Raw genomic sequence first — 23,882 nt, 5'->3', positions numbered from 1 at the left:
AGAACGACCGGACTTCAGACCTCGAACACCTCGACCCGCTGGCCTTTGGCGGCCAGCGCCAGTTTTCCTTCGCACAGGCGAAGCGCATCGTTTCCGAACACCTCGGCCCGCCAGCCACGCAGGGCTTGCACGTCGCGCTTGCCGGCCGCCAGCGCATCCAGATCGGCGGCTGAAGCGATCAGTTTCTGCGCCACCTTCTCCTGCTCGCATCGCGCTTTCAGAAGCACGCGAAGCAGATCCGCCAGTGCCGGGTTTACTTGCAGCTTGTCGCGTGATTTGTCAGGCGCGCGCGGCAGATCCTCTTGCGCCATTTCAACGCCAGCGGTGACGGCGTTCAGGATCCCTTCGGCAATCTCGCCCTTGCGGGCTTCGCGCAAGAGCAGACGCGACCGGCCCAGATCCTGCATGCTGCGGGGCTTGGTCGAGGCCAGTTCCAACAGCGCGTCATCCTTCATCACCCGGTTCCGGGGGATATTGCGCGACTGCGCGTAAGCTTCGCGAAACCGGGCCAGTTCCTTGGCAACCCCAAGGAAACGCGACGAATTGGTGCGGGTTTTCAGACGCTTCCACGCGTCCGAGGGATGGATGGTATAGGTCTCGGGGTCGGTCAGAATAGCCAGTTCTTCCTGGACCCATGCACCGCGCCCGCTTTTCTCAAGCTCGGCAGAGAGGTATTCGTAAATCTGGCGCAAATGTGTGACGTCGCCAATGGCATATTTCTTCTGCGCTTCGGTCAACGGGCGGCGCGACCAGTCGGTGAAACGGCTGGACTTGTCCATCTGCGCGCGCGCGATCTTGCGCACCAAGGTCTCATACCCGGCCTGATCGCCAAAACCGCAGACCATCGCTGCCACCTGCGTGTCGAACAGGGGTTTTGGAAAGACGCCCGCTTCAACAAAGAAAATCTCAAGATCCTGGCGCGCGGCGTGGAACACTTTGACCACGTTTTCATCGCGAAACAGGTCATAGAGCGGCTCCAGCGACAGCCCCTCGACCAGCGGATCAACCAGCACCGCATCGTCATCCGCATCGCCGGGCACGGCAAGCTGCACAAGGCAGAGCTTGGAATAATAGGTGCGTTCGCGCAGAAACTCCGTGTCGACCGTGACATAGGGATGGGTGGCGGCGCGGGTGCAAAACTCGGCCAGCGCCTCGGTCGTGGTGATCGTTATCATACAGGGTCTTTCTGCTCGTTTTCGTGTGCCTTCTGGCCGTTCGACGGGTTTACGGTGAAACCGGGAAAAAGGGAAGCCTTGGGCGACATGGGCGCATCAGGGCAGGTATATCGGCGTGCGGTCGCCACTTGCGAAACGGCGCAGCACGGCGGGATAGAGGCGATGTTCCTGTTCCAGCACCCGGGCAGCCAGGGTCGCCGCCGTATCATCCGGCAGGATCGGCACCCGGGCCTGACCCAGAATCGGGCCGCCATCCAGTTCTGCCGTCACTTCGTGCACCGAACAGCCAGCTTCCGCATCGCCGGCGTCGAGCGCGCGTTGATGGGTGTTGAGCCCCTTGTATTTCGGCAGGAGTGACGGGTGAATGTTCAGACACCGCCCGGACCATTTTCCTGTAAACCCTTCGGTCAGGATACGCATGAACCCGGCCAGACAGATGATGTCGGGGCGGGCCTGTTCCAGCGCGGTGGTCAATGCGCCCTCGAACCCCGCACGGTCGCCCTTGAAGTCGCGGTGGTCGACAACAGCGGTCGGAATGCCAAGGGCTTGCGCCTTTGCAAGACCGCCCGCATCCGGCACATTGGACAGGACCAGACAGGGCCGCGCCGGGTGGTCGCCAGTCATGCTGTTCGCCAGTGTCAGCATGTTCGAGCCGCTGCCTGAAATCAGGATCGCGACCCGCTTATGTGCCCCGGACCTCTCTGTCACAGAAGCGAGCCAAGATAGCTGACGCCCTCGCCCGCCTGAATGCGGCCCAGTTGCGTCACCGTCTCGCCCGCATTCTTCAGACGCTCGGTCACGGCCGCGGCCTGCGCGGCATCAACGACCAGCACCATGCCCTGACCGGAATTGAAGGTCTTCAGCAGTTCCGCCTGATCCATCCCGCCAGTTGCGGCCAACCACTTGAACACGGGCGGCAGGTCCCATGCGTCCAGATCAACCAGCGCGCCCAGCCCCTCGGGCAGCACGCGCGGCAAGTTTTCTGTCAGACCGCCGCCGGTGATATGCGCCAGCGCATGCACGCCCCCTGCCCGCACGGCCTCAAGCGCCTGACGCACGTAAAGGCGGGTCGGGGCCAGCAGCGCCTCGCCCAAGGTGATTTGCGCATCCCATGGGCAGTCTGCGTCCCAGCCAAGCCCCGAGACCTCGACCAGTTTGCGCACCAGCGAATATCCGTTCGAATGCATGCCGTCCGAGGCAAGGCCAAGCAGCACATCGCCTTCCTTGACGCCCTTCGGCAGATCTTCACCACGCTCCATTGCGCCGACGGCAAAGCCTGCCAGGTCGAAATCGCCATCGTCATACATGCCGGGCATCTCGGCGGTTTCACCCCCGATCAGGGCACAGCCCGAAAGCTCGCAGCCTTTTGCGATCCCTTCGATGATCCGCGCCGCCTTGTCGGTCTCAAGACGCCCGGTCGCGAAATAGTCCAGGAAAAACAATGGCTCGGCCCCTTGGCAGACAAGGTCATTGACGCACATGGCCACCAGATCAATCCCGATCGTATCCACATTGCCTGTGTCAATCGCGATGCGCAGCTTGGTGCCGACGCCATCGGTGGCCGACACCAGAACCGGGTCATTGAACCCCGCGCCCTTCAGGTCAAACAGCGCACCAAAGCCGCCCAGACCTGCCATCACGCCCGGACGGTTGGTGCGTTTGGCGGCGGGCTTGATCCGTTCAACCAGTGCATTGCCTGCGTCAATATCCACGCCTGCGTCGGCATAGGTGATGCCCTTGGATGCGTCGCTCATCTGGTCCCCCGATTGACCTGCATAAAAGTTGCGCCTGCGATAGCTTAAGGGGGGCAAAGAGTCCACGCCTCGCTTGACGCCGCGCGCCAGTTTGCTAGCAAGGGTGGCACCGGGGAATACAGTGGGCCTGTAGCTCAACGGTTAGAGCAGAGCGCTCATAACGCTTTGGTTGGGGGTTCAAATCCCTCCGGGCCTACCACACTTATCTGACATATATGCACAATGTGTTGCGTTGATTTGCTTTCATGCTCAACAGCGACATGCGCCCCGGCACATCGACAGTCGTGAACGGGCGTAATCCTACTCTTCCCCATCCGATGGTGTTCTGAACCTTTCATGCGGAATGACAGCCATTACAGTCAGTTCGACGAGAAGCGCCTTGTCGACGAGTGACGCAACTCTCACGCCTGTCACCGCCGGTCCCGCATCAAACGAAAAACGGCTTCGCCTTGCCGCTTGGATGGCTGCAAGGTCTTCGTCCCGTACGTAATACATCGTAGTCGATACAATGTCCTCGATTCTCCCGCCTAATCCAGCGAGCACCCTCTCTATGTTGTCGATGGCGGCGTGCGCCTGCTTTCCCGCGTCGCCCTCGCCAATGACCTTGAAATCTTCGGTCCAGCCGACTTGTCCGGTTAAATGAACGCGCTTTCCTTCCGGTTCAACGACTGCATGGCACATTGGAAACTCGGAATCGCGCCAAACGTTTTCCACATTTATCCTTTGACCTGACATTCCAATGTCCTCCAAGTCATTTATGCTTGGAAACAATGCAGTACAGCCACAGTATCTGCATTACATGCATACCAAGCCCTTCGACCGGCATGACCTGACCCAGACCGCTGCACGGATACGCAAAGCAGAGTGAGCAAAAGGCAAACCTCACCATGCCCTGCACTGGCTCGGCTGTCACCCCGCTATCTTGGCAGCACCAGTTCCACCTTCAACCCACCCAGATCGGCGCTGTCGCCCAACCGCAAATGCCCGCCATGACCGCGCGCGATGTCGCTGGCGATGGCCAGTCCCAAACCCACGCCCGACCCCTTGTCCTGATTGCGCGCCTTGTCCAGACGCGCAAAGGGTTTCAAGGCTTCCTCGCGCGCCTCGGGCGGGATGCCCGGCCCGTCATCTTCGACCACGAGGCGCAAGTCGCCGCGCCCAGTGACAAGCGACAGCCGCACGTGTGAGCCATAGCGCGTGGCGTTGCCCAGCAGGTTTTCCAACGCCCGCTCAAGCGCCGCGCGGCGTGCGGGATAGGTGCCGGGTTCGGCCACGTCGCCCAATACGACATTCTGACCCGCCCGCGCCGCGTTCTCGGCCAGATGGCGGGTCAGAGTTGCCAGATCGACGGGTTCCGGATCATCTTCCAGCGCGTCCGAGCGGGCAAAACTCAGAAACCGATCAACCAGACGTTCCATGTCCTCCACATCCCGCTCCAGATCTTCGCGGCTGTCGTCCTCGATCATCGCCAGCCCGAGCCGCAGGCGGGTCAGCGGTGTACGCAAGTCGTGACTGACGCCCGACAGCATCAATGTGCGCTGTTCGATCTGCCGTTCGATGCGCGAGCGCATATCCAGAAATGCCTTGCCCGCCGACCGGACTTCGGTCGCACCCGCCAGCTTGTAAGGCACCACCTGCCCCTTGCCGAACGCCTCGGCTGCCGTGGCCAGCCGGCGGATCGGACGCAACTGGTTGCGCAGGAAAAGATAGGCGATCAGCGTCATCAGGATACCGGTGGCCACCATCAGCACCAGCAGTTGATGCGGGTTCGACGCTGACACCCGATCACGCGAAAACCCCACCCGCATCGGCCCGTGACTGGTGATGACCCCCACGATCACGCCATCACGCGTCGATGACAGATCGACCCCGGTCAGGTTCGGCAACCCCGCCTGCAAGGTGCGCGACACCCATGATCCGGTCAGGTCGGTCAGCCGGATGGACGTGTCGACCGGCGCCCCCGGAAGCTCGACCCACATCGCCAGCGGCCGGATAACCGGCGCGATCCGGTCAAGCGCGGACCGGGAGGTGGCGGCGGCATTCACCTCCTCCAACAGATATTCCAGCTCCAGCACCACCGCCGATGTCATCTGCACCGTGATCCGGTTGAAATGCCGCTGAATGAACACCACCGAAACGACCAGTTGCAAGGTCACGATCGGCACGATCAGGATCAGTGCCGCCCGTCCATAAAGGCCCCGCGGCATGAATTGCTTCAACCAGCCGAAATCGAGAAATCTGTTCTTGGGCAATTGAACCATGGCCAGACCCTATGACGCAGCGCCCGTCTTGCCAAGCGGCGACCGTGCGGGGTTACTGAGGGGGGAGATTCGCGAAACTCGGGGGGGCCCGCGCGTGGCCAACAGGATCGACATGACAGACCGACCACCCACAGGCGTGATGACCCGGCAGGAGCCGGGCATCCGTCGCATCATCGCGCCCAACCCCTCGCCCATGACCTATTGGGGGACCAACACATTCGTTCTGGGCGAAGGCGATGTGGCGGTGATCGACCCCGGCCCGGCAGACCCCACCCACATGAAGGCGATCCTGTCCGGACTTCAGCGCGGTGAACGGGTGACGCATATCCTTGTCACCCACGCACATCTCGACCATTCCCCCCTGGCCCGCCCCCTGTCCGATGCCACCGGCGCGCCGGTGATGGCCTTTGGCGACGCGCAATCCGGACGCAGCGAGATCATGCGCGATCTGGTTGCACGTGGCCTGACCTCGGGTGGCGAAGGCGTCGATACCGGATTTCGCCCCGACATCCTGCTGGAAGACGGAGAGGTCTTTCGCGCCGCAGGGCTTGAGGTCGAGGCGATCTGGACCCCGGGCCACTTCTCGAACCACATAAGCTTTGCCTGGCAGGATATTGTTTTTACAGGAGATCACGTCATGGGATGGGCCAGTTCACTGGTCTCGCCTCCGGATGGAGATCTGACCGCCTTCATGGCCTCTTGCGCGAAACTCGCCGCCCGGAAGGATCGGCTTTACTTGCCAGCCCATGGCGCATCCATCCCCGACCCTGCCGCCCGCCTGGCCTGGCTGATCGCGCACAGACAATCGCGCGAAACCGAGATACTGACTGCCCTGTCGGACGGCCGCCCGGCATCCGTCCGCACCCTGACCCGCGCGATCTATACCGACACACAAACCACCCTGATTCCCGCCGCCGAACGCAACGTTTTCGCGCACCTGATCGACCTTGCGATGCGCAAAATCGTCACGGCGGAACCGCACCTGGACGCCAATGCAGATTTTCGTAGGATAGACTGAAGAAAAACGCTAATCCCTCTTGCAGCCCGAAATCGCTCTTGCTATATCGCCCCTCGTGTTCCGGCGTAGCTCAGCGGTAGAGCAGTTGACTGTTAATCAATTGGTCGTAGGTTCGATCCCTACCGCCGGAGCCATAAAAAGCCCTCTAGGTCAAAGACTTAGAGGGCTTTTTTGTTTTTGAGCTTCGGCCTGTGAAGCGCCGGGGTAACGGTTGGGGTAACAAGCCGAAGGCCGCGATATAGACCTACTGTGCTTGCCTACGGCGCACGTTGCGGCCTATCCGAATGCGAACGCCCCGTTGTTGCAGTTCGGTTTGCATCAGTTTTGCGAACTCTAGTTCCCAGCCCTTGCGATGTACGATCCTATCGAACTCCGCGTTCGTTAGCTTCAGTAGCTCGCTTCTCGGACGCTGCGAAAGCTCCACCCAGTCGCCGTAGAGAACATAGAGGGCATTGCCATACTTAAGATTCTCAAAGGCCACCAAATCATCGGCAAACTTTGCGCCGATGTAGTGATCGTTTCCGCCCATGCCCTTGAGATACTCCGTCGGCTGGTACTGCTCAAAAAGCTCAAGTCGCTCGCGAACTGTTTCTGGATCAGCGCCGCCTCTACCGTTGTTCCCCTTCGTGAGACGATCAACCAAGTCGTCCAGATCGCCCGGCGGGAAGAGTTGCCAGTCCAGTGACGACGTGAAAACAACGCTTTGGCTACTTCCGGGTGCAACATCGCTGACCCCGGTACACTCTTGCAGCAAGTTCAATGCGAAGAGCAAATCATCTGAAAACGATGTCGTTTCTCTATCAAGGACGTCGCTGATCGAGAATACGATCCCATAGCGTCCATCTTGATGCTGTTCCCTCACTTCGATTGAAAGCTCGAAGAGGTACGGAGGAATTTGGTCCCTCACGTATACCTCGCGGGGGATAGCAGCAGTAGTCCAGCCGTTTCGCGCAGCATCCCCGTAGATCGGCACATCCTGATAAAAGTACTTCTTGAACTTCGGCAGGTCTTTGCGAACAACGGTCCAGCCCTCCGAGTTCTTTTTCGCGGTGGCTCCACTGCTCTCAGGTGGGATGATCGTCCAGACCTTCCCAACTTCAAGCGTGTCCTGCGTAAGACCGAGATGCTGATACGTCCCGGCATCTACGGCATCACTGCCAATGACCTTTCCAGCAATGACACGTACGTTTCGTTCATCAAACCCTTCCAGCTTGGTTAAAATCTTTGCTGGCGTCTTCCGAAATCCCTTCTTCCACTTCGCCATAAAAAACCCTCATATTGTGCCTAGGCTGCCTTGCCCTACGTTATGTAGTGTTAAGTCAATTTTCAAGCGCTGCGGGAACTTTAGGCCCGAACGTGTCCGGCGATGGTGTGGCGCTGCCGCCGGTTTCATGTCTGGGCCTCAACCATGGAATCACTCCCATCCCACCAGCCGCATTGCCTTCTCAGGATCAATGCCCGCCTCTTGCGCCTCGGCCATCGCCTTAACGATGCCAGACAAGGCCCGCGCCCTGCCGCCGGTGTCATAGGCTTGCGTTGGGGTTTCCACGTCCACAGACACAGCCCCGCCTAGCTTGGTGCTGGCCTCATCGCTGATGAGCTTGGCAAGGGGTGACAAGGTGTATTGCACAAGATGCCGTTGCACCTCGCGGAATACAGGCCCGGTTGATGCCGGGTTGAAGAATGCGCGCGGAACGCCGAACACCTCAGCCACCGCGCCGCGCGAACTCTCTAGCAGGGTTGCCGCCTCGGCCCGGTGCAGATCGGGTGTCAGATCGTCCCGGCGCTGGCCTAGTTGCGGATTCATGCCCGCCGCCGTCGCCTGCGCCACGCCCTCGATCACAAGGGTTTGGCCCTGCTTGCCCCGGATCGCCTGCCGCATGGCTTCCATGTCCTCGGCGCTGGAATCCGGCAGGGGCAAAACCTGCGAACCTATCGGCGCATCGCGGAACGTGTCCCGCAGCGCGGTTTCGATCTCGTGCAGCAAATTTGCCGACAAGGCCGCGCGCCGCAGGGGTGGCGTCCCGGCCCACGGGGTCGCGGTATCGGATCCGATGCGGATATGCAGAACCTCGCCCGCAAGACGGGTTTCGCTGCGCCCGCCCGATGCCTCGGGGATGCTCACGCGATAGGCCACCGGCTTGGCGTTGCGGGTGGAAACGTCCCAGTCAGTTGCCGGAATGATGCCCCCGCCAATGATACCGACGAACTCGCCCCGCAGCGCCAGCGAACGCCCCATGAGCGCCATTGTGCGCCGGTCGAGTAGATCGGTGCCGGATATGTCAGCGCCGCTTAGAACGCTCTCCCACAGACTCACACAGGTCTGCACCGCGCTTGTCAGCTCGGCAACCTCGCCGCCGCCTGCGAAGTAGCTGGCCCGTGCCGCGATGATGGACGCGGTATAGTTGGCCCCGCTCGATCTCGTTTCAGGCTCGGCCCGTTTCGTGAATGGCCACATGCTCAAAGCCTCCAGCGGTTGAGCGGGTGAAGGCCGGTGCAAGACGAAAACTTTTCGTCTTGATCGCACTCCCACGCCCGCGCCTCGATCTGCGCCTGCCCGTAGGCTCCGCGCGTGACGGCGCTGATCTCGAACAACTCGGCCTTGCTCACGGATCGCAACAAGCCATCGCCGCGCCGCTCGATCCGCTCGCCGCCCTTGGAAACCCTGAAACCGGGTGACATGCCCCGGATAAGGCCAGCCTCATGCGCCGCCAGAAAGTCAGCCGCCCAGCTCGTGCTGCCGTTGATGGTGGCCCGGAACTCCAGCGCGTCATCGGTATCGGTGATCTCCAGAGAACCCGCCTGCCGACTGGCAAGGGGGCGCTGATAGTCATGGCCGAACAGCAGGTGAATATCCTCGCCCGCCTCGATCCGGGCCGCGAAGGCCCGCGCCTCGATCCGCTCGGCCCTGCCCGGTGCCAATTCGGTTTCGTGGTTGTAGGGGAAGCGCCCGGAAACCCGGACGCCTCCCTTGTTGTCGGCGCGCAGCTCCAGCGCGCCAGATGCTGCGCCCCAAAGCATCAGAGGAACCCGCTCAGGATACGGGTCTGCAAGCCGCGGGGAACCGTGAAGTCCGCCGTCACCAGCCCGGTCAGCACCAGCGAACCGGAACCCGCCTTGGTGTAGGGATCGCGGATCAGATCGACGCCGCCATAGACGCCCAGGTAGCCCGGTGCCACGCCCTGCACATTGGCAGTCATGATCGCGGACGCCGCCGGAATCGTGTTGCTGATCGCCGGGGTGCCGACATGCTTTGTCAGGCGGTCCCATTCGCTCGTCGCGGTGCCGCTGATAAGCGTATCGTCCAGGGTGGCCCAGATCGCCGGATCAAAGGCGAGGTTCACCGCGCCCGCGCTGCTGATCGCATTGGCCTCCATGAAGGCCACGATCTCGGCCCGGAACGCCGACCAGGACGCCGCCGCCGCAACATCGGTGTCGGTGATGCCGTAGGTTGCCGCGCCCGGAACGATGCCCAGAGGCTCGCCCGTCGCGCCGCTGCCGTTGACGACAACGCGGTCCAGCTCCGCCCCGATCACGGCATTCAGATCACGCCGGATCGCGCTTTCAAGGCCAGCGCCCGATTGCTTCATCGCCTTGCGGGAAATGACCATCTGCGCGCCGCCGGTGTGATCCGGGGTCAGGCTGCGCTCGGACGTGGCGTAGGGATTGGCCGCGCCTACGTTGGCCAGCTCGTCAGTCTGCCAGCCGAACACCGCGCCGGACGTGGCCACGGGGAATGCGACCTCGCCTTGCGCAATGCCGATCCGCTGGACGCCCAGACGCTCGGCCACGCTGCCGGGAAAGATGCGGTCGATGATCGGGCGGATTGCCTTCGGCTCGGGGGTGCCGGTCGAGACGGTTTCGCCCGCGCGGGTTTCCAGCGCCTCGTAGGGAATCGGGATGCCCTGATACCCGCCAGCCGCGCGCATTTCCTCGATGATCTCGGCGGTCGCGCCGTCGAGCTTGCGCCCTTCGTCCAGGGCAAAGGCCACCTGCCGCAGCTCGAACCGGCCCATCATCTCGGACCACTCGGTATCGCTGCGCGTCTCCAGCTCGCCCTTGGCCTTCTCGCGTTCCTCGGCCTCGGCAATCAGCGCCGCGCGGAACTTGCGTTCGCCGTCCTGATACTCCTGGTCGAGCTTGTCCATCCTGGACCGGGTTTCTTCGGTCAGGGTCTCGGCCCCGGCCAATTCTGCCAGCTCTTGGCGGATTTCAGATTGCCGCCGCTGGACCTTCACTGAATCAAGCATGTGTTTTCTCCTGTTGCTCGATTGGTTTCGTCGCCAATTCAGCGACAGCTTTGCGCCATTGCTGGCGCTTCGGATCGGGGACGCGCCCCAATTCCCGATTGGTTTCCTGCGTGTGGCAGGGACCGCAGAGGGTCAGGCAATTGTCCGGCTGGAACGCCAGCTCGGGGAAGTCCGCCACGCGCTTGACGTGGTGAACCTCCAGCCGCCGCCGGGAACCGCAGTGCTGGCAACACCACTTGTCGCGCTCCAGCACGGCATGACGCACCGCCTGCCACTCGGGGCGCACCAGCGCCCATCTGCCCGGACGCGCGGTCATGTGCTGCCCCCTGTCGCGGTCTGCCCGGTGATTTCCAGCAACTGCCGACGCTGCCCCGTGGCAGGCTCCTTGATGCCGATGATCTCGAAGGTGACGCCCTCGCATTCGACACGATCCTCGGTCGTCAGATCGCGGGTGAAGGGCGAATACCGCACCTGGAACCGCGTCAGCAGGCTTGAACCGAACACGCCCGCCCGCATGGCTTCCTCGTCCTTCACGTCGCGCCGCAGCGCCCATACAAGCCCGCCGTGGTCCTGCCATTCCTTTGTTTCGCCGCCGAACCCGTCAGGAACCCCGACGAACCGCCGGAACTGAACCTGCCGATCAAGTGCCGATGCTACGCCCATGCCATGCGCCCCTTTCCCTTCGCCGGGGCGCGCTTCATGCGCTGGCCCTGCGCTACCGCCAAAACCGTTGCCGCCACCGGGTCGATGCGCCCGGTCGAACGCCCCGCCGCCAGTTTGTGATTGCCCGCCGGGTCCACCAGCGTGATCGCGTCTCCGAAAGCAGAGCGCAGCAGCAGCGACGGCTTGGCCCTGACCTGCCCCTCGAACACCGCGCGCCGCAGACGCTCGCAATCCTCGCTGCCGTCCTTCCAGCCAAAGCCCCGCCAGATGAACGGCACACGTTCAAGGCCAGCGTCGCGCAGCGCCTCCAGGAACTCGGCATGGCGGAACCTGTCACCCACGATTGCCGCCGGTGCCTGCCCCTCCAGTTGGTCCACAACGTCAGCCATGAACCGAGCGACGGGAACGGTCGTATCGCCCATCGTCACCAGCTCGCCGCGCTCGTGCATCTCGGTGTAGCGGTTTGAGACGCCATCAGCCTGCCCGCGATCCGCAAGGCTCGGGGTGCAGGGGAACGCGCCGACGCATTCCAGCCGCCCGGTTTGCGGCCAATAGAGCGACGCCGCCGACATGGAACGGGAACCGCCCAGGTCGATGCCCAGAACGACGGGACCGTCGCGGGGCGGGATCGCGTCCGGGGAAACCTCGCAGGACAGCCATTCGTCAACGGTCAACAATACTGACCTATCGTCAGAGGCGACACGCTCATTGCGATTGAGATTGCGGAAGCTCGACAAGGCTGAGCCGCCCCGCGCTATCGCCCGCCGTGCCTGCGCGACCAGCCAGTCGGGCGAAGGCCCGATGCCCTCTTTCGCGCCGGGGTTGGCCTCCAGCAGGCTTTCCAGATCGTCCGGGGGAAGGCCGGGGGCGGGCCGATGCTCTTGAACGTAGGTGCCGGGGGAAGGCTCGTCCAAGTGACGGCTGAAGGTGTTGCTATCGTCGGGCGCGCTGGTCGAGATGATCAGCGCCCGCCCGTCGCGCTTGCCAAGGCCCGACAAGATCGCGTTTTCAAGGTTGTCGCCCTTCTCGCGCTCCCATGCCGCCCGCTCGTCCAGAATGGCCAGCGTCGGCGCGCCGCCCAGGATCGACTTGCCGTCCGCCGCGATCACACGCGCCAGCCCGCCGCCGTTTTCCGCCGTCTCAACCTCCAGCTTGGACCCGCGCCGGATCGTGAATTGCTCCTGTTCTTCCTCGGGCAAGCCTTCGATGAACCCGACCAGGAACCCGAACGCCGTGCGCGCCTGGTCGCGGTTGCGGGCCGCGAAGATGATCTCGCGTTTCGGCTGGCGCTCGATCTCGCCCATCAGATGCCCCAAGGCGATGCCCGCAGAGATAGCCGTTTTGGCGTTGCCCCTGCCGATCGACAGACACGCCACGTTGACGCCCTTCGCGAACGCGCCCCGGATGAACTGCTTCTGATACTTGGCCAGCCGCAGCTTTCTACCCGCAAGCCTGCCCTCGGGAACGATCAGCCTGGGAAGGAACCGCAGCGCCGCCGATGCGTCTTTCGTGGCCCGCGTCATTGCCTCGCCCCCGGAATTTTTCGGGAGTGAGAAAAGAACAGTCCACCACCGGTTTCAGTGTTTGGCGAAAGTCCCGGCATTGGGACCATTCTCATACCTTCACCCGCCTGTAGCGCGCGCAGATGCGTGCCGCAGAAGGTGCCAGCGTTGCCGGTGCGTCCACGTCTCCCCGCATGTCGTAGAGCTTTAGCGCCTGATCCATGATCGCGTGTGTCAGATCGTCGGGGATGGTGCTGGCCTCTGCCCCATAGCCTGCCGTGTAGGTGACGCGGATAGGCCCGCCGGGGATGGTGTCGAAGAACAGTTGCGGCCTTGGCCCTGCCACCAGAAACCAGCCGCTTGGGATCGGGGTGGCGCTGCCGTCCAACTCGATCAACTCCACCACGACAGACGCGCCCAGGGCAACCGGACCAACGGGCAATGACAGCACCTTGCCGGTGAGGGGATCGGCCTGCGCCGTGATGGTCTGATCCAGCAGCGCAATATCCGCGTATGCCTCGATCTCCCGCGCCGCCGTGAAGGCATACCGCAGCGAACCGAGCGCGTCGTCAACGCGCATGTGATCGGTGAAGTCCGTAGGATCAACCGGTGCCGCCGTGCTGATCGGGGTGCGCGATATGATCCGCATTGAATGCCTCGAAGCTATGACGCTGCCATCATAACAAAGTCAGCAATGCTTACCTAGATTATCACTGCCTCACTCATTCTATCGCCAGCCAATCGCCGCTTGCCCACGCCGTAGGTCATAGACGGCAGGCCCTCATGGGTATGGTATATTAAGGATGTCACTGATTTGGTGACGGGCAGTCAGGTCAAATTGCCGGTTTCGTCACCATTTTGGTTACGTCCTGTCACCGTTTTGGTGACGCCCATACATCAAACGTCACCATATTGGTTACGTGCCGTCACCAAATTGATGACAGGGTTTTGCATTTGCTTGACGCCGCGCGGGTTGTGAACGGCTGCTTTCTGCACGGGAAAATCGCCGCCCTTTTTCCAATCAGCATACAAGCGCCTCGGCCTTGCACCCTGTCCAGGAAGGGCGATTTCGGTCAGCTCGAACTCTGGCGACGTGGCTTGTCCCTTCATGCCCAATTGAGCGGGACGTTTGACCACAAGGAAGCCTTTGGCCTGCAAGTCATGGAATGCGCGCGCCGCTGTATTGACGCCGACGCCTAGACGCTCTGCCGCCTGTCGAACGCTCAGGGCAATCCGCCCGTTGTTATTCGCCTTCGGCCCGCGCCATTCTAGTTTGAGCCAAGGATACAGAGCCTGCGCGCTCGGTGATAGAGCGCGCCAAGCGTCGGTGCTCATGGTGTTTCGGACCATTGCCGCGAAGTGTTCGCCGCGCCCCTCGTTTCGCCGGTCGCGGCCCATTAGACTGCCTCGGCGGCTCGTGCCTGCAACCATTCACCCATATCGGCCTCACGCCAGTAGCGCCGTTTGCCGATGTATACGGGCTTCGGAAAATCCAACTCAGGATCGTTGAGCCAGCGCCAAAGGGTCATGTCGGAGATACCGCCGCAAAGATCGCGGACAGCAGCCGCAGAGATAAGTTTATGTTCCATTTCGTGGCCTCTCGTTATTTTACGATAGGCTTTAGATAGACAGCTTGAACGGGTTAATCGTACATAGATAACGCAGTTTATTCAGGGCGGTCTAGGGACTGCGCTTCTTGCTCACGAACCCATGCGCGGAAAGCAGATCGCGGATCGCCTTCAATACCGCAAGCATCAAACAAATCAGATAAGAAATGACCGAAAGCCGTCGCAATGTTCAAGTCTGAACTTGGGGCATCTCGCTTGTGTGCCACAGCCCAAACGTGGCGCGATATATCCACTAGATTGATACCGTGGATATTGATCTTTGATGGTGATTGTTTTGCCTGAGAAGAATTTTCGATCCGTTTCTTGGTGAGATTGATCGCGCACCTGATCTCCTTAATATTGCGGACAAGCTCATTGACCGCACGATTTATCGTATTCCCTTTTTCTTCACGATAGTCTTTGGCTTTCTCGTTATTAATGCTGTCACCTTGGTAAAGTGTGTCAAAGGCTGAGCCATATAGGAAATACATATTAAGTGTGTGGCGCGCCTCGGACGTAAGTGAAGAATCTAATTGATAAACCAGCTTCGCAATCGCTTTTTCCAACTCAGACAATGCGTTTAGATCGGCAGACCTATGGAAGAACGACCGTCCATTTACAAAAGCCGCTTCAAGTATCATTTCAGCGTAATTGTCGGCGCGCTCTTCGTCAGGGTCTAGTTGATTCTTTGCAATGTTGATTACTCGGTTTCTTACTGCCTCGTCATGATAGATATGGAGCGCATCTAGGTTCATAGCTTCGCCTCCAGCCGCACCACGTTATCCGCCGTGCCTTCCACCAGCTCACCGACAAGCCGCCCCCATGCGTTCAGTGCATCCCGCTTTTCATCGGCATAGTCGTGCCGCTGATAAACGCTCACTACACCCCCGGCGGTGCCGCTTACATGGTTCAGAACTGCCTCAGTTACGCGCACCGGAATGCCCAGCCGCGCCATCCCGGTTGCCGCCGTGCGCCGCAGATCGTGAAAAGTCCAATGCGGGATTTCCTGCCCCGCAATCTCTGTCATCCGGTCGGCAATGTGATTTCGGCCCTTGTGGTAGCCCTGCAATGCGCTCTCGCCGGTGGTGGTGAAGATGTAGCCCGCATCGCTCTTGACGCGCTCCATGGCTCCCAGAACGTCCTGCGCGGCGCCTGACAACGGCACGTCATGCGCGCGCCCGTTCTTGGTGCGGTCAGCCTCAAGGTGCCACAGATCGCCGCTCACTTCTCGGTCGGTCATGTTCACAACCTCGCCAAGCCTTTGGCCGGTCAGCAGCAGCATTTTGCCAAGGTGGCCCCACGGTTGCCCCTCGCGGTCACAGGCTTGCCAGAACAAGCGGATTTCATCATCCGACAACACGCGGTCGCGGCTCTTTTCCTTGGCGGCCGGCTTGACGCCCATCGCGGGCGATTGGTCGATAATATCACGCTCGACACACCAGCTTAGAAACTTGTTGAGATACGCCCGAACGCGGTTCGCGGTCACAACCCGCCCGCTATCGGCTATCCCGTCCAGCAGGTCGATCACGTCGCGCTTGGCAATGTCGTGAATATCCCGCTCGCCCCAAACCGCGACAACATGCCGGTTCAACTCGCGCTTGACGGTTTCACCGGATTTCAGGGTGGACAGATGCCGCTTGCCGAATTGCTCCACCAGCGTCTTGATCTTGTCGCGCTCGGACAGCTGCGCTTCCATCCGCGCGGCCTTGGTCGCCTTCTTCGCCGCGCTCGGATCGTTCCCGTGTTCCAACGCCTCGATAGCATCGGTCGCAGCGGCGCGCGCATCGGCCAGCCCCATGACCGGCCAGCGGCCAAGAGTCAGTTTCTTCGGCTTGCCCGCGTAGCGATAGCGCAAGGCCCAGGATTTCACCCCGCTCGGCTGCACCACGAGATAAAGCCCGGACAGTGCCGGGTCGGGGATTTCGCGGCGATGATCGCTTGGTTTCGCGGCTTCAATCGCCTTGGTCGTGAGAGCCTTTCCCATAATCAATTTTCCCTCCGGGGTAACACTGGGGTAACAGATTGGCCGGTTTTGGACCGTTACCCCAAGTTACTAACAGAGGCTCACATTGCAAGCAAATAACTGCATTACAACGCAAATTTATGCAGAGATAGTTTTACACAGTTAGGACCAGTTTGGCCCCAAAACTTGACTGTTAATCAATTGGTCGTAGGTTCGATCCCTACCGCCGGAGCCAAAAACCTTTAAAACAAACTGCCCACAAAGACAGAGGCTGAACGAGTGCTGAATTAGCAGCACTTGTGCCCATTCTGTGCCCGTTCCGATACTGAATAGAGCTTGTCCATCTAGGATTGACATTCGATATTCGGGACAATGAATGCCGTTTTTTCGAGTGGCCGGAAAAGTTTGGCAAACTCAGAACTCTTTGGGGGCGGTCACAGTGCCATCACCCATAGGTTTGCCGATATCCTCACCTTCGTTCTTTATGGTATCCAATCTCGATACAGACGTGTCTGGACGACGCGGTTCGACAGAGGTGGCAATGATCAATCGGCATAGATGACAACCCATAGCTTAACCATGGCCGTTTAAGCTGCGCGCGATTTCTCCATTGCTGCTTTGCTTGCCAACGAAACGCTCCACGCTTTACCCTTCGACCATGACCGCAACCAGATATTCCCTGCGCGCCATTGTGATACTGGGCTTCGGCGCAGCGTTGATAAACACCATGCCGATCTGGATTGCCGAGATCTCACAGGCATATGCACTGTCCGATGCTGCTGCCGGGATGCATGCCAGCGTTACTTTGCTGGCGGCGGCGCTTTCATGCGGCATTGCGGCGTCGTGGCGGGTTGCGGGGTTGGCACGTGGCTCCGCTGTTTTGGTGCCGATCTGTCTGGTGGTCATGGCGGCCCCGTTTGCATCCAACTCAGCAGGCCTTGCGCTGGCCGCGAGCGCCTGTCTCGGCGCTGCACTTGGCATACTCACCGCGAAGGCGTTGTATGAAGCGAGCAGTCATGCGGAACGTCACAAGATCATCAGCACCGCGCTGAGCTTCGGATTGATGACCGCTCTTCTGATCTACCTGTTGCTTCCCATGACCGACCTGAAATCGCTCTGGATATTGGCAGTGTTGTCTCTGTCGCTTGTTGCTGCGGGCGGTTCCGACAGTGTATCGCGCCAGACTTCTGGTCGTGACGGTCATTCGGTCTTGTCGGACTTTCCAGTTCTGCAGTTTCCCTTCTTTGTGATGATGGGAGCGTACTGGACCTATATCGAGCTGTTTGCCTCCTCGCTGGAGGCTGCTGGCGATCTGTCCCTGTGGCTGCTGGGCAGTCTGTTGATGGGGGTGCTCGGTTCACTGATTGCAGGAAAACTCGGGGCCACGTCAGGACGATACCTGCCCAACACCGCGCTTCTGTGTGCCGCGATGTCAGGCGCGGTCAGCTACCTCGCCCCGACATTCGCGGTGCTGGGGGTCAGTGTTCTGGCAAACGGGTTTTTCCTGTACCTTTACTTCCCTCTGTATCTGGCCGGGCGTGGCACCAATAACGGGCGCAGCACTTCCGAACGAAAAATGGCCATTTATCTTCTGGGCTTTGCCTTGGGAGGGGCAGCAGGTGCTGGCCTTTTGCATATTGCCGGTTTTATCGGGCTTGCCATTGCCATCGCGATGGCCGGTCTTATGGGTGTGGGCCGTCTTCCGACCCCGGCCCGATCCTGATCTTCAAACCGGCAGACTGCCAGGACTTCAACGCCGAGCGTACAAGGTCTTCATTGGCCTGCCACATGGACACCTCTTCATAGACACGCTCTTCAAATTCGGGGAACACCTGCCGAAGCAGATCTGCTTCGGTCGCTGCGGCATCGCTCTGCCCCAACAAAGAATGCAGCCAGACCAACTGGGCATGGTACCAGTAGAAACCCGGCATCGGGAATTTCTGGATCTCCAGCAGCGCGGCGTCATACATGTTCAGCCGGATATAGCGCCAGGTCTTTGCGAAATGGTACCACCCCGGATGTACCGGGCTCAGTTCCATCGCGCGGTCCAGAAGCGCGATGGCTTCATCCTCGCGGGCCAGAAAGGCATAGCAATGGCCGATTTCAGACAGAACGTCTGAATTGGCGGGATTGAGGTCCAGCGCCCGTTCAGCCGCCAGATTGAACCCATCCACATCAAGCGCGAACAAGCGGCACATGGCGAGAGCGGCGTAGGCAAAGGCGCTGCGCGGATCGGCAGCAACCGCCTTTTCTGCCGCCTCCGTCGCAAGGGGCAGAACGTCCAGGCCGGCGCGCTCATTGACGTGATAGCGGTGTTCTTCCAGCAAGATCACCGCATAGGCGCTCCACCCGTCCGCCGCCTCCGGATCGCGCGCCAATGCGGCCGGAAAGGCGTCGCGCAGCGTGGAATGAAGTTCCGGGTCATAGGTCCGATAGAAGCGTCGGAAATCCGCAACCAACCGGTACATGTCCCAGCTTGTCGCGCGTCCTGCCCGCTGGCCAGCGTCAAGGGCCAGGGCGCCATGCGGGCTGGCCACCCGTCCGGCGCAAAGCTCGGCGATCCGGTCCTGAACGTCGAACAAGGCGTCAAGCGACGCCTCGCGGTTGAACTGCTCGGTCATCAGAATGGCATCGTCCTCGGTCGAGGCAACCTGAACCGTCACGCGGAGCCGTTCGCTGGATCGGCGCACGCTTCCTTCGACAACAAAGCCGACCCCATAATCCTCTCCCATCTTCGCGTGGTCCAGCGCGGCGGCGGAAATCGCCTCGGATGTGGTGCGGGCGAGGACTTTCAGATCACGAAACCGCGACAGGTTCGAGATGATCTCGTTTGTCAGACCATCACTGATGAACTGATCGTCGGAACTGGCACCCATATTGCGAAATGGCAGCACGACCACACAAGGTTTCAAAGCATCCATACCTTGGGCGCCGGGTGCCTGACGGGTCGGAACCGCAAGGCAGAACCCGATACCGTGAACGGTCTTGATGATCCGTTGATCCGCACCCGTGTCGCCCACGGCGCGCCGCGCTTCCTTGATCGCTGTCGACAGGGTGGCGTCCGTGATGATCCGACCGTCCCAAACCCTTTGGATCAGGTCATCCTTGCTGACGATGTCTCCGCCTGCCTCAAAAAGCGCCCTGAGAATGCCTGCGGACTGCCGCGTCAGGCGGTGGGTTTGCCCGCCGCTCGCAACACTCATTCGGTCAAAATCGACCACTGAATCCGCGATCATCACCTTCATGTCATGTCCGATGCGCTGCTCCGATGCGTCATGAGTTAGCACATCCCTCACGTTATCTCAGGGTTTTCTCAGCCATACCTCAAGCTTGGCCGTCACCCGCCCGGTAGGACCTGGTTCATCCACAACCTGCACTGCGCAGGATCAACATAAAGGATGACACAATGAAATACCGAAACGCTTTGCCGCAACTGGCCGGCAAAAAAATGATAACGGATGGCGGGCTGGAAACCACCCTCGTCTTCCTCGAAGGGATCGACCTGCCGCTTTTTGCAGCCTTCAAGGCGCTTGAAACCGATGCCGGTCTGAAAGCGATGGATACCTATATGAAGGGGTTTGCAAAACTGGCGGTCGCCCAAGGCAGGGGGTTCATCATGGACACCCCCACCTGGCGGGCAAGTGCACGCTGGGCCGCTGAACTGGGCATGACCCAGGATGACCTGCGCGAGGTCCACCGCGAGGCCATCGCCACGTTGGACAACCTTCGGCGGGCCTATGAAACCCCCGAATGCCCTTTCGTTATCAATGGCATCATGGGTCCGCAGGATGATGGTTATTCCCCCGGCACCAAACTGACCGCCGATCAGGCTGCTGACTATCACAAGCAGCAACCCGCGTGGTTCGCAGAATTCGGTGCGGACATGATCACCGCCATGACGCTGACCTATTCCGATGAGGCCATTGGCATCACACGGGCTGCGAAGGATGCGGGGATGCCGGTCGTGATCTCGTTCACGGTCGAGACGGATGGTCGCCTGCCCTCGGGTGAATCCCTGGCCGAGGCGATTGCCGCAGTTGACAGGGCCACCAAAGACTATCCCGCCTACTACATGATCAACTGTGCCCATCCCGAGCATTTCTCGCATATTCTGAACGGAGACTGGACGCAGCGCATCATGGGGCTGCGCACCAATGCCTCGCGTCTCAGTCACGCCGAACTGGACGAAGCCGAAACGCTCGACGACGGCAATCCCGAGGAACTTGGCCTGCTTCACGCAGGGCTTGCGGACCTGCTGCCCAACCTGACCGTCCTGGGCGGATGCTGCGGCACGGATCACCGCCATGTGGAACAGATGTGCCGGGCCACGCAGATCGCCTGATCTTTCAAGAAAACCGTTTGGCGGGGGCCCCGCCATCCGACCAAGACAGCGCCGTGCGGCACATCGGCTCGCGGACTGTGAACACTGACGTTCAACATAACCCAAACAAGGAAATTCAACAATGAAATCAACTCTCTCTGCAATCGCCCTGTTGGCGATGACCTCGGCCCACGCCATCGCTGGCGGCACGCCGATGTCTTTCGACGTGGCCGAAGACATGTCCCGCTTCGTCTTTGCATCTGCCCCGGTCTTCGATGACGGCATGCCCGCCTATGGCAATGCGTTCATCACGCAGGGCTACATCTACGAAGACGGCACACTGGACAGCGGGGTCGAAGGCACGCTGCCCGATGGCAGTCCCGCCTTTCCCGACAAGGTGATCGGCCGCTGGACCTGCGACGGGTATTTCGTGGGTGACGGAATGCGCACGCAAACCGGGGCTGTTGTCATCACCCGGCAGGTCTTTGAATTCAACAATGGCGACATCCTGATCAACCAGGGCACCGAACTGGTGGACGTCAATGTCAGGGCGCCGCGCGTGATCACCGGCGGCACCGGCGCCTTCGAGGGCATGTCGGGCGAGATGACGCAGGTTCTGCTGGGCATGTCCGAAGGCTATGGTGTGCGGCTGCTGATCGACGTCAAGCCGGAAGAACATGCGGCGCTGGCGCCCGTGAGCAGCGACTGACCACATCCCCCGAACACAAACCGCTTTCGCCGCCCTGTCGCGGCGAAAGCACCCAACCAAGGACAAGACCATGAAAGCCCCGCTGACCATTGCCCTGATCATGACCGCCGCTGTCGGCGCGTATGCCGCCGATCTGCCCCGCCCGCTGACAGACGGGGATTATCTGTGGAACGGGGCGCCGGACCCAAAGCTCTATGGGCTTGGGCGAAGCCTGTTTTTCGATCCTGTTCTGTCCGGAAACCGCAACATCGCCTGCGCCACCTGCCACGACCCGGCACGCGGAACAGGGGATGGGGTGGCGCTGTCCATCGGCGAAGGCGGCACGGGATTTGGACCCGACCGTGTCACACAGGATGGCGTGATCGGGCGTGTGCCCCGCAATGCGCAGCCGCTCTACAATATCGGCGCGCGCGCCTATACCTCGATGTTCCATGACGGGCGTCTTGAACTTGACCGCTGGGGCGGGTTTCCAAGCCGGTTGAGAAGCCCTGCCAGCGAGCAGTTTCCGGAAGGTCTGGACAACACCCTGACGGCGCAGGCCATGTTCCCGGTCCTTTCGGCCGTCGAGATGGCGGGCCAGCCCGGTGAAAATCCGGTCGCCGACGCCGTTTCGAGACGTGATTTCAAACGTGCCTGGGGCCTTCTGGCCGAGCGGCTGTCCGCGACCCCGGACTATGCCCGACAGTTTATCGGTGCCTTTGATGACATAAAGGAACCGGATGACATCCGGTTCGATCACGCGGCCAGGGCGATTGCCGCTTTTGAAACGGTGGCGTTCCGGTCTGACCAGAGCCGGTTCGACGCACGTCTTGCGGGCTGGCCGATGAACGCAGCCGAGGAGGCCGGGTTGGAGCTGTTCTTTGGCAAAGCCGGATGCAGTTCCTGTCACAACGGCCCTTTGCTGACGGATCATGAATTTCACGCCATCGCCGTTCCACAAATCGGCCCCGGAAAGTATCAGGGGGTGGACGGCAGCTATGCGGCGCATACCGGGCACCCGCATAGGGTCGAGGATGAAGGCCGCTTCAACGTAACCAGTGACGCGGCAGACCTGTTTGGCTTTCGCACCCCGTCACTCAGGAATGTCGCGCTCACCGGTCCATGGGGGCACAACGGTGCCTTCGCATCGCTCGAGGATATGGTGCGTCACCATCTTGATACGGTGGCCTCGCTGGCAAGTTACGTCCCGAATGATCTTCCGCCGTTGGAGACCGTCATCCAGCCGGTGCGCAACCGAACCGGCGTCAGCTATCAGGTCCTGAGCCCGATGCAGCGCGGGGCCTATGATCTGCGCGACACCTGGGTGCACAGTTCGACACCGCTGCGAAGCAGGATTGCCAGTGCCAACATGCTTGCACCGGTGGATCTGTCCGAGGAAGAAATCGCGAGCATTCTCGTATTTCTGGAGACGCTCACCGACCCGACGGCGGTTGACCGTTCCCATCTCGTGCCGCCGACGGTCCCGTCCGGTCTGCCGCCGCAACCTTCCCCTGCAAAGTGAAAATGCACGCACTTTCCCGTCTTACCTCGAACAAACCGGTCCGCTTTCGGGCGGCAACGCAAAGGATCAACGATATGACCATGAATGTTATCGAAACTGGTGCAAAACCTCACCCGACAAAAGCCCTGCTGGCCGCCACCGCCAGATTGATCAGCAGCGCCACGCGCAGACGGCGCGATCAGCGCGTCATGCACGCACTTGCGCAACTGCCCGACCACCTGCTGCGCGACATCGGAATGGAGCGCGTCAAGGAACGACGCATCCCAGCGATCCGGCTCAACACTTGGTAGCGGCAATCCCAAAAGGCCGGTGAAGCGCTGCGGCACCAGAAAAATAAAGGACATCAGATGCAAAGATTTCTTATCCTGCTTTATGCCATCGCGGCCTATGCGGCCTTCCTGACCGTGTTTCTGTGGTTTGCAGCATTCCTGCTGGGTCTAAATACAATCCAAAACGCCCGACTTGGCCTGCCGATCCCGCTTGCGGCTGGTTTCGACGTTGCCCTGATCGCGCTTTTCGGGCTGGTGCACAGCGTCATGGCGCGCCCCGGTTTCAAGCGGGTCTGGACAAGGATCATCCCCACGGCTGCCGAGCGGTCGACCTTTGTGCTGCAATCGTCGATCCTGCTCGGCACGATCATCTATCATTGGCAACCGATCGGGGGCACCGTCTGGTGTGCCGACGGCATGTTTGCCGCCGCACTTTACGCGGCGTTTTTCGGCGGAATGGCGGTGATCGTCCTGTCGACATTCGCGCTCGATCATTTCGAGTTCACCGGATTGCGCCAGGCCTGGAGCCATCTGCGCGGGCACAGCCGCGCGACGCCCGAGTTCCGAACGCCATGGCTCTATCGGGTGGTCCGCCATCCGCTGCAACTGGGTCTGGTCCTGATGTTGTTCTGCAGGCCCACAATGACTGTGGACGGTCTGCTTCTGGCCGGCGTCATGCTCGCCTACATACTGATCGGCCTCACCTGTGAAGAGCGCGATCTGGTCCGGGAGTTTGGCGCGGATTATCGGGTTTATCAAAAACACGTGCCGAAGTTGGTTCCACGGGTGTTTCGGTGATCTGATGAAGTATCACCCGTCGCGCACGGGCGCGACCTGCCGTCAGTGATGCCTTGCCGTCAAAAAACTGGCCGAATGCTGCAGGGATGCT

At 60.8% G+C, this 23,882-nt stretch carries 25 protein-coding genes and 2 tRNA genes; 9 read left to right on the top strand and 18 right to left on the bottom strand.

What is annotated here, in order from left to right:
* Positions 1-14 precede the first annotated feature (14 nt).
* The 3 genes from rnd to purM form a co-directional block, all read right to left on the bottom strand.
* Entirely contained in the window at positions 15-1,175 is a 1,161-nt protein-coding gene (rnd, locus tag MUY21_RS07920; protein WP_248409778.1) for a ribonuclease D, read from the bottom strand.
* A 96-nt stretch (positions 1,176-1,271) separates the two neighbouring features.
* The gene (gene purN, locus MUY21_RS07915; protein ID WP_348984584.1) at positions 1,272-1,883 is read right to left on the bottom strand and encodes a phosphoribosylglycinamide formyltransferase; all 612 of its coding nucleotides are present in this window, start codon (positions 1,881-1,883) and stop codon (positions 1,272-1,274) included.
* Positions 1,880-2,929, bottom strand: coding sequence for a phosphoribosylformylglycinamidine cyclo-ligase (gene purM, locus MUY21_RS07910; protein WP_248409777.1), 1,050 nt, complete (start codon positions 2,927-2,929; stop codon positions 1,880-1,882). Before purM ends, purN begins: the two co-directional genes overlap by 4 nt.
* Positions 2,930-3,052: 123 nt before the next feature.
* On the opposite strand from purM, the gene MUY21_RS07905 reads away from it, so the two are divergent.
* Positions 3,053-3,128, top strand: a tRNA-Ile gene (locus MUY21_RS07905).
* Between the two features lie 101 nt (positions 3,129-3,229).
* On the opposite strand, the gene MUY21_RS07900 is transcribed toward MUY21_RS07905, so the two are convergent.
* Both MUY21_RS07900 and MUY21_RS07895 read right to left on the bottom strand, forming a co-directional pair.
* A complete protein-coding gene (locus MUY21_RS07900) occupies positions 3,230-3,664 on the bottom strand; it encodes a RidA family protein (protein ID WP_248409776.1) in 435 nt (144 codons plus the stop codon).
* 182 nt (positions 3,665-3,846) lie between these two features.
* Positions 3,847-5,136 carry an ATP-binding protein gene (locus tag MUY21_RS07895; RefSeq protein WP_248409775.1) on the bottom strand — a complete coding sequence of 430 codons (1,290 nt, stop codon included), beginning with the start codon at positions 5,134-5,136 and terminating at the stop codon, positions 3,847-3,849.
* Positions 5,137-5,302: 166 nt separating this feature from the next.
* Here MUY21_RS07895 and MUY21_RS07890 point away from each other — a divergent pair, with 166 nt between their 5' ends.
* Together MUY21_RS07890 and MUY21_RS07885 are read left to right on the top strand one after the other, a co-directional pair.
* On the top strand, positions 5,303-6,208 hold the full coding sequence (locus tag MUY21_RS07890) for an MBL fold metallo-hydrolase (protein WP_248409774.1): 906 nt from the start codon (positions 5,303-5,305) through the stop codon (positions 6,206-6,208).
* A 59-nt stretch (positions 6,209-6,267) separates the two neighbouring features.
* A tRNA-Asn gene (locus MUY21_RS07885) sits at positions 6,268-6,342 on the top strand.
* 110 nt (positions 6,343-6,452) lie between these two features.
* Here MUY21_RS07885 and MUY21_RS07880 read toward each other — a convergent pair.
* From MUY21_RS07880 to MUY21_RS07825, 12 genes are all read right to left on the bottom strand, one after another.
* Positions 6,453-7,472, bottom strand: coding sequence for a hypothetical protein (locus MUY21_RS07880; protein WP_248409773.1), 1,020 nt, complete (start codon positions 7,470-7,472; stop codon positions 6,453-6,455).
* Between the two features lie 150 nt (positions 7,473-7,622).
* Positions 7,623-8,666, bottom strand: coding sequence for a phage portal protein (locus tag MUY21_RS07875; RefSeq protein ID WP_248409772.1), 1,044 nt, complete (start codon positions 8,664-8,666; stop codon positions 7,623-7,625).
* A 2-nt stretch (positions 8,667-8,668) separates the two neighbouring features.
* Positions 8,669-9,229: an HK97 family phage prohead protease gene (locus MUY21_RS07870; RefSeq protein ID WP_248409771.1), complete on the bottom strand. Its 561-nt coding sequence runs from the start codon at positions 9,227-9,229 to the stop codon at positions 8,669-8,671.
* A complete protein-coding gene (locus tag MUY21_RS07865; RefSeq protein WP_248409770.1) occupies positions 9,229-10,458 on the bottom strand; it encodes a phage major capsid protein in 1,230 nt (409 codons plus the stop codon). Before MUY21_RS07865 ends, MUY21_RS07870 begins: the two co-directional genes overlap by 1 nt.
* Entirely contained in the window at positions 10,451-10,774 is a 324-nt protein-coding gene (locus MUY21_RS07860) for an HNH endonuclease (RefSeq protein WP_248409769.1), read from the bottom strand. Before MUY21_RS07860 ends, MUY21_RS07865 begins: the two co-directional genes overlap by 8 nt.
* Positions 10,771-11,121: a phage head closure protein gene (locus MUY21_RS07855; protein WP_248409768.1), complete on the bottom strand. Its 351-nt coding sequence runs from the start codon at positions 11,119-11,121 to the stop codon at positions 10,771-10,773. Before MUY21_RS07855 ends, MUY21_RS07860 begins: the two co-directional genes overlap by 4 nt.
* The gene (locus MUY21_RS07850) at positions 11,112-12,644 is read right to left on the bottom strand and encodes a terminase large subunit (RefSeq protein ID WP_248409767.1); all 1,533 of its coding nucleotides are present in this window, start codon (positions 12,642-12,644) and stop codon (positions 11,112-11,114) included. The genes MUY21_RS07855 and MUY21_RS07850 overlap by 10 nt, the downstream gene beginning before the upstream one ends.
* 91 nt (positions 12,645-12,735) lie before the next feature.
* The gene (locus MUY21_RS07845; RefSeq protein ID WP_248409766.1) at positions 12,736-13,272 is read right to left on the bottom strand and encodes a hypothetical protein; all 537 of its coding nucleotides are present in this window, start codon (positions 13,270-13,272) and stop codon (positions 12,736-12,738) included.
* 248 nt (positions 13,273-13,520) lie between these two features.
* Positions 13,521-13,958: a hypothetical protein gene (locus tag MUY21_RS07840; RefSeq protein WP_248409765.1), complete on the bottom strand. Its 438-nt coding sequence runs from the start codon at positions 13,956-13,958 to the stop codon at positions 13,521-13,523.
* A gap of 62 nt (positions 13,959-14,020) precedes the next feature.
* Positions 14,021-14,212, bottom strand: coding sequence for an AlpA family phage regulatory protein (locus MUY21_RS07835; RefSeq protein WP_248409764.1), 192 nt, complete (start codon positions 14,210-14,212; stop codon positions 14,021-14,023).
* A gap of 77 nt (positions 14,213-14,289) precedes the next feature.
* A complete protein-coding gene (locus MUY21_RS07830) occupies positions 14,290-14,985 on the bottom strand; it encodes a hypothetical protein (protein WP_248409763.1) in 696 nt (231 codons plus the stop codon).
* Positions 14,982-16,214 (bottom strand): site-specific integrase, encoded by a 1,233-nt coding sequence (locus tag MUY21_RS07825; protein ID WP_248409762.1) that lies wholly within the window; start codon positions 16,212-16,214, stop codon positions 14,982-14,984. Before MUY21_RS07825 ends, MUY21_RS07830 begins: the two co-directional genes overlap by 4 nt.
* A 637-nt stretch (positions 16,215-16,851) precedes the next feature.
* On the opposite strand from MUY21_RS07825, the gene MUY21_RS07820 reads away from it, so the two are divergent.
* Positions 16,852-17,916 (top strand): hypothetical protein, encoded by a 1,065-nt coding sequence (locus MUY21_RS07820; RefSeq protein ID WP_248409761.1) that lies wholly within the window; start codon positions 16,852-16,854, stop codon positions 17,914-17,916.
* On the opposite strand, the gene MUY21_RS07815 is transcribed toward MUY21_RS07820, so the two are convergent.
* The gene (locus tag MUY21_RS07815) at positions 17,876-19,438 is read right to left on the bottom strand and encodes a winged helix-turn-helix domain-containing protein (protein WP_248409760.1); all 1,563 of its coding nucleotides are present in this window, start codon (positions 19,436-19,438) and stop codon (positions 17,876-17,878) included. The two genes, MUY21_RS07820 and MUY21_RS07815, sit on opposite strands and share 41 nt — an antisense overlap.
* A gap of 161 nt (positions 19,439-19,599) precedes the next feature.
* Between MUY21_RS07815 and MUY21_RS07810 the strand changes: the two genes are divergently transcribed.
* The 5 genes from MUY21_RS07810 to MUY21_RS07790 all read left to right on the top strand — a co-directional run bounded on the left by MUY21_RS07810 (position 19,600) and on the right by MUY21_RS07790 (position 23,791).
* Positions 19,600-20,535 (top strand): homocysteine S-methyltransferase family protein, encoded by a 936-nt coding sequence (locus MUY21_RS07810; RefSeq protein WP_248409759.1) that lies wholly within the window; start codon positions 19,600-19,602, stop codon positions 20,533-20,535.
* A gap of 121 nt (positions 20,536-20,656) precedes the next feature.
* On the top strand, positions 20,657-21,223 hold the full coding sequence (locus MUY21_RS07805) for a hypothetical protein (protein ID WP_248409758.1): 567 nt from the start codon (positions 20,657-20,659) through the stop codon (positions 21,221-21,223).
* A gap of 70 nt (positions 21,224-21,293) precedes the next feature.
* Entirely contained in the window at positions 21,294-22,724 is a 1,431-nt protein-coding gene (locus MUY21_RS07800) for a cytochrome c peroxidase (RefSeq protein ID WP_248409757.1), read from the top strand.
* Positions 22,725-22,798: 74 nt separating this feature from the next.
* On the top strand, positions 22,799-23,014 hold the full coding sequence (locus tag MUY21_RS07795) for a DUF1127 domain-containing protein (RefSeq protein ID WP_248409756.1): 216 nt from the start codon (positions 22,799-22,801) through the stop codon (positions 23,012-23,014).
* Positions 23,015-23,071: 57 nt separating this feature from the next.
* Positions 23,072-23,791, top strand: a complete 720-nt coding sequence (locus MUY21_RS07790; protein WP_248409755.1) for a hypothetical protein — start codon at positions 23,072-23,074, stop codon at positions 23,789-23,791.
* The last annotated feature ends 91 nt before the right edge of the window (positions 23,792-23,882 follow it).

Origin of the sequence: Aliiroseovarius sp. S2029 (assembly GCF_023195575.1) — a bacterium.
GTDB lineage: Bacteria > Pseudomonadota > Alphaproteobacteria > Rhodobacterales > Rhodobacteraceae > Aliiroseovarius > Aliiroseovarius zhejiangensis.
Note: the sequence above shows the minus strand (reverse complement) of the source record. Positions and strands in the feature narration are given on the sequence as shown.